The sequence below is a fragment of the Agrobacterium sp. GW821-FHT14E08 genome, from assembly GCF_058803865.1.
In genome coordinates this window covers 1283791-1298633 of sequence record NZ_JBXAPJ010000001.1, presented here as the reverse complement: position 1 = coordinate 1298633, position 14843 = coordinate 1283791, and the positions used below count along the sequence as shown (strand labels likewise).

The window sequence follows — 14843 nt, the reverse complement described above, 5'->3', positions numbered from 1 at the left end:
ATCTTACAAGCCATTCCAAGCGCAGCCGCTCTTGAGCGAGGGGTTGCTTTCCGTTGCACGCGAGGGCGGAGATCTCGAACGCAAAGTGGCGGCGGGCCTTGCTCGCATGGCTGATGCTTTCGGCGAACGCGCCGATCGCGAGGCAGAGCGTGCAGGCGAGCTCGCTGGCCGGCGTGCTGCCCTGGAGGGTGCCCCCACTGCCTCCGTCATGACAGGCGGCGGATATGCAGGTGAAAAAGTATCGAGTGGCGTGCGCGTAACGGTGCCGCCCGCCGAGCTCCGGACGATGATTGCTGATGCGGCTGTCCGTAACGGTGTCGATCCGCACGCCTTGACGGAAATCGCAGGCATCGAGAGTTCATTCAATCCTTACGCCAAGAACGGTAGCTCGTCTGCAGGCGGGCTTTTTCAGTTCGTAGACAAGACCGCCGGGCAATACGGGTTGCGAGACCGATACGATCCCGCGCAAGCATCAGATGCTGCCGCTCGGCTGATGCGTGACAATCGCGATCATTTGCGAAAGACACTGGGCCGCGATCCTAATGCGGGCGAACTGTACTTAGCCCATCAGCAAGGGGCGGGTGGTGCGTCGAAGCTGCTCGCAAACCCTAATGCCCTGGCTGTCGATGTTGTAGGACATGATGCTGTGCGTCTGAATGGCGGAACCGCCGATATGACGGCAGGTCAATTTGCCAATAAGTGGATTTCGAAGGTTGCGCCCGGAGGTGGTTCCTACGACAAATTGCCGTCTGCTTCGTCTGTTGAGCCGGTTTCCGTTACGCCCGTCCGCGAGGAGGTGACGATCGTAGCGGGTAGGGCTGGCTCCTTTCGCCCGTCTGGTCGTGATACGGTTTATGGTCGCGCGTTCGATGTGAAGGGCACTCGGACCTATCTGGAAATGGCTGACGCCACCATGGTGCAAAACCAGCAGGCGGTTTATGAGCATTACAAGGATGATCCGGCGATGCTCGAAAAGGCATTGTCCGAAAACCTCACTGCAGATCTGCGCGACAATGTTTTTGAGGAAATCGCGCCGGAATATACCGCCGCCTATAATAAGCGTTCTGCGGCGCTGTTGAGCAAAGCCAGGGCAGATCAGAAAGAGCGGGCCGACGCTGCAAACCGCGTTGACTTCCTCGGGCGCGTCGATGAGCTCGAAAATCGCAAAAGCCAACAGCTTGCCGGTCTCAAGGTGGATGATGACGCGGCTGGAGCGGCGCTGGCGGACACGCAATCGACGATCGACGCGCATTACGACAGTGCTGTGGCGCGCGGTGTGCTGACTGTAGCTGAGGCGGACAAGGCCAAGCGCAAAAGCCGTTCAGATCTCACGGTCGGTTTTTACACAAAGCAGGCGTCTATCATGAACGCCGACCAGATCAAGACGATGCGCGCGGACATGAAGCGAGACTATGCTGCGGGGAAACTCGAGGGTGTAACGGCCGACGACTGGGATGCGATCGACAAGGGTTTGACGGGAGCTGAAAGCGCTCGCCGGACGCAAGATGCCAAATCGAATGCCGATCTTGAGAAGCGCGGCGAAGACATGGCGAAACGCATCGCCCGTGGTCTGCCGGTCGGCGCTGACGAGCTTGCGCGTTTCCAGCTCGACGCCGGCACAGCCCCACGCGGCAAGGAAATCGTTTCTTCGACACTCACCCGCATGAAGGTTTCGGACGCCATTCGAACCCAGCCGATCGGCGATGTGGAAAAAACCGTCAAGACCATTCTGGGTGAGAACGCAACGGCTGATGATATCGATTTTGCCCGCAAGGCGATCGCCGATCATCGCAAGGATCTGCAAACAGATCCGCTCGGGGTGGCTGAGCGTTTCGGCGTGCTGCCGGTTTCGGAAGGCTTGCCACTGGATGGTGACGTTGACCCCGCAATGGTTGCTGGGGCGTTTTCGGAGCGGATCAACGCCGCCAATGCAGCCGGGCAGCATTTCGGCGTTTCGCCGCGGTATTTCCGGCCTGGTGAGGCTGAGCAGATCGAAGCCGCGGTGAAGGCGGATCCGGCAAAAGGGCTCGCGATCGCCGCTGGCCTGGTCGATGCGGCCGGCCGCAATACCGATCGTGTTTTGCGCGAGCTCGGGGAGACTGCGCCGGCAGTTGCGCTTTCCGGCGGCCTGATCGCTGCAGGTGGCAACAGGCAGGCCGCGCTCGATCTCATTTCCGGTTATGGGAAAAACCCGGAAGGTAAGGCTTATACCGATATTCCGAATACGAAGCGCATTCCCGTTGCGCAAAAGATTGCCGGCGATGCCCTGCAGTTTTCACCTGCAGAGGTAAACCGGCTTGATGAAGGGGCCGCGTCGATCGCGCGCAAGCGTCTCTATGATGCCGGTATCGATCCAAAGAAGGATGACGCGCGCCCATTCTACGAAAAGGCATACCAGGAAGCTGCAGGCGCGACGTTTTCGAATGGCGTCCAGTTCGGTGGTTTCACGAAATACAGCGGTGGCATGTTCTCGCGTTCTCGCCAGATCCTTGTGCCGCCTTCGATCCGCGCCGACAAGTTCGGCGATCTCATCGATGCGCTCGAGGATGCGGACGTGGGGCAGGTGGTGGCTAAAAACGGCCGGACCTGGACGGCGCGCGATTTCCAGAAAGCGACGCCGATCGCGGTCAATGGCGGTTATGCCTTCGCGCTCGGCGATCTGTCGAGCTCGTCCCCCCAGTTCATCGCCGACAAGGACGGTAACCCTGTGGTGCTGGATCTCGCCGGAATGAGTGGAAAGCTCGGTGCGCGCGTTCCGGGGGCTTACAGATGATCCAGTTACCCAACGTCACCGATCTGCCCACCAGCCGCTCGGGCGGCCCTGAAAGCTGGGGTGAGGCCTGGTCAAAGGCTGCTGGCGCAACCGATGAAACAATGCGGCTGATCGAGAACACGAATGCGGATTATTATGGTCTCGATAAAGCCTATGAAGAACGCATCAAGCTTATTGCCGACATAACTGGCCAGACGCTGCCTAATCCCATGCGCGAGGCAGCGGCCGTTGATCTGGATCCGGATCGCGCCGCCGTCATGGCAATGTCACTGGGTGGCGGCGGTACGGCGTTTTCATCCGTTGACGACGATGCGAGGGCGTCTCGAGAGGAGGAATTCAACGCAAGAGCGCTTTCCCTGTCGGGAAAATATCGGCAGGAAATCGAGCAGGTTTTGTCTACCAGTGTTGAAGAAGCCCACAATCAGGTGATGCGTGACGCCGAAAAGGCATCGCGGGAAGCGTTGAATTCGCCCGAGCTTGGCGCTGCAGGCCGACTGGGGGCGCAGCTCGCCGGCGGTCTGCGAGGGGCGGCCAGAGATCCGACGCAATGGGGTATGGCAATATTTGGTGCCGGCGGCGCGCAATCGGCGACGGTTGCGGGGCGGATCGGCAAGACCGTGCTGACGGAAGCGCTGTTGAACGGTGGGCAAGAATTGGTCTTGCAGGGGCTGAGCCAGGAGCGCAAGCGCGCTGCCGGCCTCGAGCATGGCATGGGCGATATGCTGCAGAACGCCGGCGTTGCGGCGGTGTTCGGTTCGCTGTTTGGCGGGTCTATCCAAGGCGGTGCGGAACTGGCCCGGGTTTATCGCATGGGAAAAGGCGGCGAGGATATCGTCGCGCGCGTCCTAGATGGCAAACCGCAACCTGGCGATATCGAGGCGATGGCGAAAGCCATGAATGTTGAGCTCGCGCCGGAAAAGCTCGATCTCATCAATCGCAGTTTCGAAGAACGTGTTCTCGATGATTACATGGTGGCGCAAGACGCCACGCCTGCCCAGCTCGAGGTTATGCAGGCGGCAGAGCGATATGCGGCGGATCCGGACAATTTCCCTCCTCCGGAGATCGTCGAGCGCATGCTTGCCGAGCAGGAGGCCGGCCGCCTCCTTACGATGCGCCCTGATGACTACGAGCGGATTTATAGCGGCGATGCAAACGCGATCGACGATATCGCCGACACCTTCTTCGCATCTGACGTTGCCGATGCATCACGGCGCATCGATGCTGCCGCGTCGCGGGTCGAGGCGGCGGCAGATGCTGTCTCCGATCGGGCGATTTCGCCCCAGCCTGCATCGCGCGAGGTGGAAGATCCTGCGGGGGCGTCGTCATCAGTGCAATCGCTGCAGGAACAGACGATCCGCCCGCGCAACGTTGCAGAGCCGCTGGACGATGCCAGCATCCGCAACGCCGAGATCCGCGCCGGCGAGCTCGCCGAACCTGCGCGTGATCGCAACGGCAATCCTGAAAACTATTTCGACTTTGTGGCGATCGAAGATGGTGACGGCAAGGTGAGCGTGGTTTCCGCCCGGGAAGCGCTCGAAATGGCCGCCGAACCTGAATTCCTCGCCGATCTTTTGGAGGCATGCAAACTATGAGCCTGCGTGATTGCCTGGCGTCTGCCGTTGCACAGGGTGCGATCAATTCGCGCCAGGCGGATGAATTGAACCGATACTACGAAGCTCGCTTCAATAGCAAACGAACGGGAATGTCAGACCGTGAAGCGATGGCCGCCGCGCGCGATGAGGTGGCGGGCGCGTTGCGGGCTGATGCCAAGGAAATGCGCCGGCAGGTCAATCTGACAGAAGCGGCGCGCAAGGATCTGGCGGGCTTCATCGAAAACTACCGCGACAAGAAAGGCCGTCCGGACAAGCTGGATGCTGTACTGTCGCTCATGATCCACAACGGCTACAAGGGCACCCAGAGCATGGCCGGTAAGGCCAATGCGATCATCGCCCTGGCGCATCGGCAGCTTTCGGATGTGATGTATCATTTTCGGCGCTCCAAGGGGCTCGGCCGTCGTTTGAACAAGGTTGATATTCCTGATCTCATCACGGCCATGCACGGCGAGCATGTGAGCAACCCTACGGCCAAGGCGCTGGCGGGTGCGCTCTCGGGCGTCCTCGAGGATCTGCGGCTGCGCTTCAATGATGCCGGCGGCAACATCCCGAAGCGGCAGGATTGGGGCATTGTCCATAGCCATAACCGCCGGGCAATCCGCAAGCTTGGACGTACTCCGGAGGAAGCTCGCCAGCGCTGGAAAGATTTTATCCGGCCGTTGCTCGATCCGGAACAGATGACCAATCCGAACACCGGGGAAGTGATTGGCGCCAACGGGCTCGATAGCTCGCTTGATTATGTTTTCGAAACGATCACATCCGATGGCTGGGCGCACCGCCGTCCGGAGGGGCGCAAGTTCGGTAAAGGCAAGGTGGCCAGCAAATACCAGGACAGCCGCTTCCTGATTTTCAGAGATGCGCGTAGCTGGCTTGCCTACAATGAGAAGTTCGGTAGCTCAGACGCGATCGGCTCCATTTTCAACCACATCAACGGCGTGGCGCGTGATATCGCCGCAATGGAGCGCTTCGGGCCTAATCCGGATGCGACCATGGAATGGCTGAAACAAGCTGTGCAGGTCGATATCGGCAAGCGGCAGTCTGGCGCGCTTAATATCGAAGGCGTCAAGGTGCCGGGCATGTCGGCGATCAAGATGGCGGAATATCGCATCGATAGCCTGTGGCGGGCATTGCGTGGCCGTGAAACCGTCCTCGATGCGCCGGCGCAATGGGCTGGCGATATTCGTAATCTAGCAACGTCGGCCGCGCTGGGCTCAACCGGTATTCTTGCTGCAGCAACGGATCCGTTTGTGGCGGCCGCATCACGCCGATTGGCTGGCCTGCCGGTGGTGCGCGGCTTCGGCGGCATCCTCAAACGCTTTGCCAATGACGGCGATCGCAAGGCGATGGCGCGGCGGGCAATGATCTGGGACGATTATCTGCACACGATGAACGAAAGTGCGCGCTTCGTCGACCAGATGTTTGGCCATGAATGGAGCCGTTATCTTGTCGATCGGTCGCTGACCTGGAACGCTCTTTCGCCCCTGACGGATGCCCGCAAGCGTCTCGAGGCGACGGCCTGGCATGAAACGCTTGGGGGCCTGGCTGAAAAAGATACCGACTGGATCGACCTAAACCCGCTCCTGCAGCGGGCCATGGAGGGTTTTGGCATTACGCCTGACGACTGGCACAAGATGCGCGCCGGCGTAGACAGCATGGGTTTCCTCGATCCCGGTGGCGTATTCCAGAAAACCGGAGATCGGACACTTGCTGAAAAATATGCCGAGTTGATCCAGCAATGGCAGGAGCGGTCTGTTCCGGCCGGAGATCCGCGCATCAAGAGCGTGCTGACGGGTAAGGTCGAGCGCGGCACCATTTTAGGTGAAATTGCCGAATTCGGCTCCCAGTTCATGAGCTTTGGCATGAGCTTCACAGCGCGACAGATGGAGGCGATGTATGTCTTTTCGATGCTTTCAAAAAGCGCGGCCGGCCGTGTTGCGCGGGGCTCCGGATATTTCGCCGCTATGGCCGTTCCGCTGACAATCGGCGCGGCCTTTTACATCCAGATCCTGAATGTTCTGAACGGCAAGGATCCGGAAGAAATGTTTGGCGAGAATGCCGGAACCTTCTGGGTGAAGGCGTTCGTGAAAGGTGGCGGTGGTGGCTTGTTTGCAGATTTCGTCGATAAATCGGAAAACCGTTACGGGCAGAGCCTTGTTGCCACTCTGGGCGGCATTGGCGGCGCATTCATTGCCGACACTGCAGATCTGACATTGAAGGGCATTCAGGCTATCATCTATCCTGATGATCAGAAGGTGGGGCGCGCCGCGGCGAAGTATGTCGGCCGTTACACGCCAATCCTCTCGTCGCACCCTGCGACACGTAACTGGTATCGCCGCGCCTTCGTTGACCAGTTGCAATGGTTACTTGATCCAGATGCGGACAAAAGTTTCAAGGCGCAAAAGGCCAAAGCATCGCACTGGTGGGAGCCCGGGGAGCTGATGTTCCATCGTCTGCCTGATCCCGATGCAGCGTTTGGGGACAAGTAACTGCTTAGCTTCTCTTTTGTTGCGAGGCGTGTTTAAGTTGTACGATGGAGAATCAGCTACCATAGGATAATCGTGATTAATCTTCCTGAAGCTAGGGACCTTCCTCATTCGCCGTCGCTCGGCCCCTCAACTTTGCTGGAAGATTTCACCAACTTCGCCGTTGATTATTGGCCTTTTATTTTTGGTCTGCTTCTGATTTTCGCATTTGTTTGGGTGGCCTTAAAGAGAGGAGTGTGGCCCGTGAAGCCTCTAAAGTTGGTGTCCATCTCGGCCGCAGCCGCTCTCATATTTGCACTGGCTCCTTGGCCGTATGGCTATTATCAGCTGCTTAGGGTGATTGTTTTTTCTGCAGGTGTTTTCAGCGCAATCTCTGTTTGGAATAGTGACAGGGGATTGGCCGCTGCGCTCCTGATTTGCGCGGCAATATTCAATCCATTTTTACCGACGCACCTAAACCGCGAAATTTGGTCATTGCTGAACCTCGCGGCTGCGGGAGTGTTTGTTCTAAGCGCTTACCGGTCCAACCGCATTTAACGTCTCAACCGCTCGCTTAAGCTCTGCCTGATCGAAATTTCAGGCAGGGCGACTATGGCCGATACACCTTATCCATTGCCGCGCCAGTTGCGCTTGAGCCAGATCCTCATTGGCGATGGAGGGTCAAGTTACGGCCCTTTTAATTTCCGTGTCTTTGACCTGGATGACGTCGCCGTTTTCACGCGGCCGGTGGCCGGTGGTGAGTGGGCACCGGTCACTGTCGGGGTTTCCAAGGTTTCAGGACAGCCATTCGATTTCTTCACGATCGAATTCCCGGGTCCCATTTCAAATCTCACAGAATACATCGTTGTGGGTGACCGGCTTTACGAGCGCTCCGCTGGCGTCCGCAATGGAACGCAGATCAGTCCCGATGCTCTGGAGCGCGAGTTCTCCAAAATTGGCGTGACGCTTCAGGAATTGCGTCGTGACGTCGATCGTTCCGTTGTTCGGGAATTCGGCGCGCCTGGCGTCATGCTTGAGGCCGGCATTCCCGATGGCAGTCTAATCTATCTCGACGGCGATACGCTCAAGGCTGGGCCACTCGCCGGTGCGATCGGTGAGTATGTCGACCAGGTTGCCGAGTTGGTTGCGCAGGCTGAGGCCTCCGAGTTGGCCGCTGAGGGATTTGCACAGCAGTCTGCCGAGTTCGCCGCACAATCCATCGATGCGGCGGGGCAGGCTCAAAACCTCGTCGATGCCGCCCAGGCTGGGTACACCGGTTTCGCACCGGGCACCTTTTACGATCTCGGTCGGGTGACCGATCCGATGCAGCTTTTCCCCGGCGATCTCGGCCGGGTTACCGACGCTTGAAGGAAAAGACATGGCGACTATCATTCAGCAGCTTAAAGGCACGGCCGCAGAGATTGCTGCCAAAACATACGGCGTCGGTGTCCTTGTCTGGAACGAAACGACGAAACGTTTTCACGGCCACGACGGGGCGACGGCTGGCGGCATAGCTATGGCCCGGGAGGATCAGAAAAACGACGGTTCTTTCGCGTACCTCGAAGCGGTGAAGACGGACGATTACGCCATCGGACCCGACGATAAAGGGCTTTGCCTGATCGCAAACAAGGCGACAGCTATCACATTCACGCTCGGTCCGGCCGCGATGATGGGTCCGAATTTCAACTGTGCGATAAAGAACGTCGGTGCTGGTACGCTGACGATCGTTCCGAGCGGTGCGGAGACAATCGACGGAGCGTCGTCTCTCGTGCTTGCGTCGGGCGGTGCGATCATGTTGCGCGGGAACGGCACGCTTTTCCGCAGCTTTTTCATTTCGGGGCTCAATAGAACCGGCGACAGCATGACGGGTCCGCTCGATATGCTCGGAAATCCCATTCGCAAGGTGGGCTCCATCAACGGCGGCATTCTGGCCGGATTGAGAAACCGGCTTATCAATGGTGCCGGTACGATCCTCAATCGCGGTGGCCAGACGGTCAGCGCCGGAGCGTCGGCCTACGTCTTCGATCGCTGGTTTGTTACGAACAACACCAATCAGCCTGTTGTCGTCTCTCAGTTTCAACTGGCGCTGGGCGCTGCGTTCGGTGGCGCAAAATATGTGATGCGCTATAACTTCGCGTCCGCTCCGACCAGCGGAACGCTTCGCATCGCACAGCGTATCGAGGATGTGACAAGCGTAAAGGGAGATCACACGCTAACTTCCTACGTGACCGGCCCAGCTGGAAACGAAACTCTCGCGGCCGAGCTCGTTCAGAATTTCGGGACGGGCGGCTCCTCGGCTGTCACCATGCCGATGACGTTTGCCGCCGGCACCCCCACGACGATTTATTCCGCCGCTACAAATCGGCGGTGTTGGGGTGTCTCTGTTCCCGGAATTTCGGGCAAGGTGCTCGGTTCCGCAAATGATTATGTTGAGGCTGCGACGGTTTTGACGCCAAGGCAGGCGGGCAACTATGACATCACCTGGTGTTCTTTTGTCCAGGGCGATGCCACGCTTGAGACGGATCCATTTTCGCCGCGCGATCCTGTGCATGAAGATCGCCTTTGCCGTCGTTATCTGCCTGGCTTCCTCACAAAAGGTGCTGGTGCCGTACCCGCGTTCGGGACGTCTACCAGTTCTTCCCAGGCCACCTTTGTCGTGAATTACAACGTGGTGGCGCGTGCCGCTCCTACGGGTGCCGTTGTTCAAGGCTCAGGCATCTTCACGACTTGGGGAGCCGCCCAGGGTGTGACTGGATGGAATTTTTCAGGTGGCTCTTCTGAGTACGCGGGTGAAATTCAGATATCGACATCGGGAACCGGTTTTGCTGCCGGCGACGCGGGTTGGCTTCGTGCATCCGCTGGTCCTCTCAACTTGTATTTCACGGGGTGCGAACTATGACGAAATGGCGACTTATCACGCCGCCTGGTGCGGAGCTGCAAATTGTCTCTCGCGTGCTGGATAGTGGCGCTCATGAAAGCTGCGTCGTCACGGCGCAAGACTATGTCGACTGGCTCGCGGCCGGAAATGAGCCGGATCCGTATTTGGAGCCGATCGCCGAACCGTATCGCCTCTATAAAACGACACTCTGGGTAAGGCTTTCAAACGCAGATGCTGAAACCGTCATGGCGGCCAAGGCACTTCAGCCGGCAAAGTTCCGTGGCATATGGGACGATGCCCAGATCATCGAGAGCGACAGTGAGTTTTTCAACACGTTGAAAGCTTTTCTCGCGGCAACGCTTAATGCGGAAAAGGCGGAGGCGCTGCTACAGCCGGAAAGCTGACGCATTTGACCGTATCGTTCCGCGCTTACCATGGCTCCAGTTGTAAAACCGGAGCCATTTTCATGTCTGCAAAGCTGCCTGACGCCGTGCCATTGCACGCGCAAAACCTGCTGGATTTCATCGGTGATATCGAAGCGCCGCAGGGCTATGACACGATATTTGGAAATCGGCAGGGAAACCTGCCGGTTCCGCTTACCCAGATGACCTACGGCGACATCGTCGATGCCCAGGCAGACTGGGGAAACAAGACGTGGGTGCGTAGCAATTGGGGTCATAAGACGGCCTCGAGCGCTTCCGGCCGTTATCAGTTCATGCGCGCAACGCTGCAGGGCATCGCCAAGGAAGTTCGCTCTATCGACGGCAGAACAATCTTTTCGTCAGGCCTGCAGGATCGCTTGGGATACTATCTGCTCCTTCGTCGCGGCTATGCAGATTTCATTTCCGGTAAGCTCAATCTTGTCCAGTTTGGCCTGAAGCTTGCACAGGAGTGGGCAAGCTTCCCGGTTCTCTCCGAAACGCAAGGTGCTCATCGCCAGGTGACGCGTGGGCAGAGTTTTTACGCCGGCGACGGGTTGAACAGATCCCTGGTGAAGCCGGAGCAGGTTGAACAACGTTTGCGCCATGTTCGCGACCTCGCTGCGCTCATGACTGCGGCGGACACGCCGGCGACACTCTCTCCGAAGCCTTCCAAAGCGAAGCCGACCGGTGCGCCTGCGGGCCCGGTAAAAACCGTTAAACCGGAAGCGAAACCAGTGCGGAAATCGGGTCGCTTTTGGACCTGGTTACTTGCGGGAGGTATTTCAGGCACGACGATCACCGAGAAGTTGGGTGCTTTCCAACTCGATTGGCGAGTGCAGATCGCGCTGCTGGCCGTCGTCGTCGGCTTCGCGATCTACGCAATCTCCACCATGCCGGCCGTTCGCCGCGCTTTGGGTATAGGCGATGCTTGACCGCCTCAAAATCGCGCTGGTGGCGATCGGCGGCGCAGTGGCGGGTATTGCCGCCACATATGCCGTCGCCTCGCTTGTGATGGTGCCGGCAGCGAAGCGGGATGGCAAATCCGCCGCGATCGCGGAAATGGCCGTAGCGTCCGCCAAGGTCGAGATGCAGAGAAAGGGTGATGATGCGAGCCTGCAGACCAAAACAGATTTTCAGCTTTGCGTTCTTGGCCTTCGCAGCAACGGCCTGCCAGTCGATGCCTGCGACCAGCTGCGCGGGGTGGGCGAAAAATAATCTTTCCCCGTCTGGCCTGGTGGCGCTGATCGCCGCCGATCGGCCGGGTGCGGAAAGGGTGATCGGAAACGACCGCAACGGACAGCGGCAAGGATGCTGGAGCTAACACATGCCGACAAGAACTTTTACGCAGAACGTGACTGAGAATATGGGCGTCGAGGCAAAGAGTGACGCAGGCTATCGCGTCCTCTCTTACTCCGGATCCCTAGGCGGCGGAACGCTCCAGCTGCTTACCCAGTGCGCCGACGGCGCTGACCAGGTGCCGGTGCCTGACGGCAAGCTTTCCGCTGCAAATGTCGATGGCAACGGCGATCCAATCCGGCAGGTCGTCTTTGTCAGCGCCGGCAACGTTTTTGTGTCATTGACGGGTGCGACGGCTCCGAATTGCAAGGTGTCGGTTCAATGACAACATCGTTGCGGCGTCTGGCGTCCACCTCGCTTGCTCGCGGAAAGCCTGGCCGTGGTTTGACCGCTCTCGCGCCTTGGCGCGGCTCGAATGGCGGCCCGGTTCGGGAGGTCAACGCCTTCGGTCCGCTCAAGGCAAAATTGGAGGCTGGACAGAACGCCGTCGTCTTCATCAACGCAGACAGCACCGGTTATTCTGAGTTCGGGCCATATTACAAATTCGTCGTCGCGCTCGGTAATCTCTACGATTATACGATTGTCCTTTACCGCTGGGCGGAGTGGGGCGGTTCCTCCGCGAATGGCCCGAAGGAATATGCCGCGCCAGTCACCCTTCGTACCGGCACGCGCGGTTCCATTGTCATTTATCTGGCCGCCCTGCCGGGGCAGGTTGCTGGTTGTATGTTTGAAGCGTCGCGAAAGCCTACCGCCGTAGATGCCATTCCAAAGCCCGACCTGGCTATCACCCATCACGGCCATAACATGTCGAGCTTTGAAACGCCGGGTAATGCCCTCCCGATCGGCCGGGGCCTGTTCTGGTCCATCGTCGGTCTGATCAGTTGGCAATGGCAGGGCGTTCCCCAGGCTATAACGACGCAAAACCCGTGGCGCGATACCGCTGGATATGACAACGTCTATAACGCCATTCGTGGTGTTGCCTCGGTGTTTCCCAGCCTCACGCTGATTGATAGTCATGCGCGGATAATGGAGGCGGGCAAAGATGCGTCGCTTTACCGCCCGGGTGAGCCCGTGCCAGGCGTGCATCTGTCCGACACTGAGGCGAACTCCAAGGGTGCGCAGATCGTTGCTGATGCCCTTATGGGCCGGTTCATTAGTTCCAAGGCCGGCGCGTTCTCTACGGTCAGCTGGATGGAATTGCCGATCGGCACGCAACTGTTTGGTAATGGCGATCTTTCCAACTGGACTGGCTCGGTTCCTGTGAATTTCCAGAATGTGGCTGGCAATACCGTCACCAAGGATACGGACCCGGCGAATATTTTTTCAGGATCCGGAGCGACCTATTCCGCGCGGGTAAAGCCGGCGGATGCGAACGGCCATTTCTCAAGCTTGTCAAACGCCTTTGATGCCGCTGAGCGCGCCTCGATGGCAGGGAAGACAATCACTGGGATTATGCTCGTCAAGGCAAACCCTCTGCAGCGGACGCCTTCAACAAGCTTCATCACGCGGGCGAATAATGGTTTGCGCACCTATTCAGGCGGTGCCTTGATGTGGGGTGCGCTGTCAGGTGCAGGCGGATGGATGCCGATCGTCTATGGCGGCATTGCATGTGATCCCGTCAATGATGACGCAAATTCCGCCTACAGGTTCGCTCCCGCTTTCGGTGCGACTGCAGCGCCGACTGCAGACGTTAACTGGCTCCAGCGGTGCGTTATCATTGAAGGTTTGGTTCCGCGTCTCGGCCTGGTGCGGCCGGCTGCGTGACGTCCCTCATTTGACTGCATGGGCATGATGCCAGAATGCGCTCATAATTCCTGATCCGAAAGCGCTGGCGTCATGTCCTTTTTTGATTTTCTCGATGCAATTGGTATCAAGCTGGGTGTGCTGCTTGCTGGCCTTTTCGGTGGCGTCCTGCGGGCGCTGTCCCGTCCGAATGTTACCTGGAAGGAAATGATTGCCTCGCCCGTCTGTGGTGCTCTGGCGGCTGCATACCTCACGACGCCGTTGCTGCACTACCTATACAGCATCAACTGGCCTTTGCCGGAGGATCCTATCGCGACAATGAATGCAGCCGCGTTCCTGACTGGTACCAGCGCCATGTGGATTTCCGATCTGATTATATCGAGGTTGACGCGCTGGGCTGGCGGAAAGCCCGTTTAGTGCTTCAAACTAGCGTGCGACTTGTGCGACATTTTTTAGTCGCACAATGTCGCAAGGTGGTCGCACGATGCATCAAAATCGCCGGTAAGTGATTGATTTTATTTGATTTTGTGGTGAGAGCGCAGGGATTCGAACCCTGGACCTACTGATTAAAAGTCAGTTGCTCTACCGGCTGAGCTACGCTCTCCCGTGTCGGGGCTTGGTTGCCCTTCGGAAGTGCGCGGAACATAGGTAGAGCGATCCGTTCGGTCAACCCAAAAAAAGCGCTTTCTACAATCAATCCGGTTTTTTTTGTCGCACCCCCGAAAAGGTGATTGGAGACAGGGGGCGGCTGGGGATAAAAGCGGCTCAGACATGTCCGGCAAACGGGTGAAATCGTTTTACGGCAATGACATGTGCGAAAATAAAAGCGTGAAGTGCCGGCGAATCTTTTACGAATCGCGGCGGGCTTTACGGGATCCGGAGTTCTTTCTTGTCGATTGCCGATATTTCCCTGTTCAGCGCGCTTCTGGCTGGTGCCTTGTCTTTCCTGTCGCCCTGCGTCCTGCCGCTGGTGCCGCCTTACCTTTGTTACATGGCGGGTATTTCTGTCGAGCAGTTCAAGACGGAGGATGCGGCGCCCCGGCCCGAGGTGCGCAAGGCGGTGCTGGTTTCGGCTTTCTTTTTCACGCTCGGTTTCGCCACGGTCTTCGTGGCGCTGGGTGCCGGCGCTTCGACCATCGGCACATTGTTGCGCCAGAATCTCGATATTCTCGCCAAGATCGGCGGTTTCATCATCATTTTGATGGGCCTTAACTTTCTCGGTGTTTTCCGCATCGGCGTGTTTTCGCGCGAAGCGCGGTTTCAGGGGGCGGGCAAGCCGGCCACGCTGTCCGGTGCCTATGTCATGGGCCTTGCCTTCGCCTTCGGCTGGACGCCCTGCATCGGTCCGGTTCTGGGCGCGATCCTCGGTGTTGCCGCTTCGCGCGACACGGTTGGCGACGGTGCGGCGCTGCTTGCCGTCTATTCTCTTGGCCTTGCGGTGCCTTTCTGGATCGCGGCTGCTTTTTCCGGTTCCTTCATGCGTTTCCTCGTGCGCTTCCGTCGCCATCTTGGTCTCGTGGAAAAGCTGATGGGCGTGTTGCTGGTGCTCACCGGTATCGCTTTCATGTCCGGTTTCATCACCAATGTGGCGATCTGGTTCCAGGAGACCTTTCCGATCCTGATGAAAATCGGCTAAGCCTCCGCGTATTTTAGAGG

The 14843-nt window shown here is 58.4% G+C and carries 13 protein-coding genes and 1 tRNA gene; 13 read left to right on the top strand and 1 reads right to left on the bottom strand.

Features of this window, described 5'->3' with window-relative positions; genetic code table 11:
- Positions 1 to 31 precede the first annotated feature (31 nt).
- The 12 genes from AC1ROR_RS06360 (at position 32) to AC1ROR_RS06305 (ending at position 13604) form a co-directional block, all read left to right on the top strand.
- Positions 32 to 2773: a transglycosylase SLT domain-containing protein gene (locus AC1ROR_RS06360; protein WP_498588907.1), complete on the top strand. Its 2742-nt coding sequence runs from the start codon at positions 32 to 34 to the stop codon at positions 2771 to 2773.
- Positions 2770 to 4365: a hypothetical protein gene (locus tag AC1ROR_RS06355; RefSeq protein WP_498588906.1), complete on the top strand. Its 1596-nt coding sequence runs from the start codon at positions 2770 to 2772 to the stop codon at positions 4363 to 4365. Before AC1ROR_RS06360 ends, AC1ROR_RS06355 begins: the two co-directional genes overlap by 4 nt.
- A gap of 110 nt (positions 4366 to 4475) precedes the next feature.
- Positions 4476 to 6872, top strand: coding sequence for a hypothetical protein (locus AC1ROR_RS06350; RefSeq protein WP_498588905.1), 2397 nt, complete (start codon positions 4476 to 4478; stop codon positions 6870 to 6872).
- A gap of 72 nt (positions 6873 to 6944) precedes the next feature.
- On the top strand, positions 6945 to 7406 hold the full coding sequence (locus AC1ROR_RS06345) for a DUF6804 family protein (RefSeq protein ID WP_498588904.1): 462 nt from the start codon (positions 6945 to 6947) through the stop codon (positions 7404 to 7406).
- A 54-nt stretch (positions 7407 to 7460) separates the two neighbouring features.
- Entirely contained in the window at positions 7461 to 8216 is a 756-nt protein-coding gene (locus AC1ROR_RS06340; RefSeq protein WP_498588903.1) for a hypothetical protein, read from the top strand.
- Between the two features lie 10 nt (positions 8217 to 8226).
- Positions 8227 to 9747 carry a hypothetical protein gene (locus tag AC1ROR_RS06335; protein WP_498588902.1) on the top strand — a complete coding sequence of 507 codons (1521 nt, stop codon included), beginning with the start codon at positions 8227 to 8229 and terminating at the stop codon, positions 9745 to 9747.
- The gene (locus AC1ROR_RS06330) at positions 9744 to 10130 is read left to right on the top strand and encodes a hypothetical protein (RefSeq protein WP_498588901.1); all 387 of its coding nucleotides are present in this window, start codon (positions 9744 to 9746) and stop codon (positions 10128 to 10130) included. The genes AC1ROR_RS06335 and AC1ROR_RS06330 overlap by 4 nt, the downstream gene beginning before the upstream one ends.
- A 62-nt stretch (positions 10131 to 10192) precedes the next feature.
- Positions 10193 to 11080 carry a hypothetical protein gene (locus AC1ROR_RS06325; protein ID WP_498588900.1) on the top strand — a complete coding sequence of 296 codons (888 nt, stop codon included), beginning with the start codon at positions 10193 to 10195 and terminating at the stop codon, positions 11078 to 11080.
- Positions 11073 to 11363, top strand: coding sequence for a hypothetical protein (locus AC1ROR_RS06320; protein WP_498588899.1), 291 nt, complete (start codon positions 11073 to 11075; stop codon positions 11361 to 11363). Before AC1ROR_RS06325 ends, AC1ROR_RS06320 begins: the two co-directional genes overlap by 8 nt.
- A 109-nt stretch (positions 11364 to 11472) precedes the next feature.
- Positions 11473 to 11769 (top strand): hypothetical protein, encoded by a 297-nt coding sequence (locus tag AC1ROR_RS06315; RefSeq protein WP_498588898.1) that lies wholly within the window; start codon positions 11473 to 11475, stop codon positions 11767 to 11769.
- 59 nt (positions 11770 to 11828) lie between these two features.
- The gene (locus tag AC1ROR_RS06310) at positions 11829 to 13208 is read left to right on the top strand and encodes an SGNH/GDSL hydrolase family protein (protein WP_498588897.1); all 1380 of its coding nucleotides are present in this window, start codon (positions 11829 to 11831) and stop codon (positions 13206 to 13208) included.
- A gap of 72 nt (positions 13209 to 13280) precedes the next feature.
- Complete coding sequence (locus AC1ROR_RS06305) at positions 13281 to 13604, top strand: hypothetical protein (protein ID WP_498588896.1); 324 nt, start codon at positions 13281 to 13283, stop codon at positions 13602 to 13604.
- Between the two features lie 111 nt (positions 13605 to 13715).
- On the opposite strand, the gene AC1ROR_RS06300 is transcribed toward AC1ROR_RS06305, so the two are convergent.
- Positions 13716 to 13791: transfer RNA gene (locus tag AC1ROR_RS06300), tRNA-Lys, on the bottom strand.
- Between the two features lie 285 nt (positions 13792 to 14076).
- On the opposite strand from AC1ROR_RS06300, the gene AC1ROR_RS06295 reads away from it, so the two are divergent.
- The gene (locus tag AC1ROR_RS06295; RefSeq protein ID WP_142172670.1) at positions 14077 to 14823 is read left to right on the top strand and encodes a cytochrome c biogenesis CcdA family protein; all 747 of its coding nucleotides are present in this window, start codon (positions 14077 to 14079) and stop codon (positions 14821 to 14823) included.
- Positions 14824 to 14843: the final 20 nt, after the last annotated feature.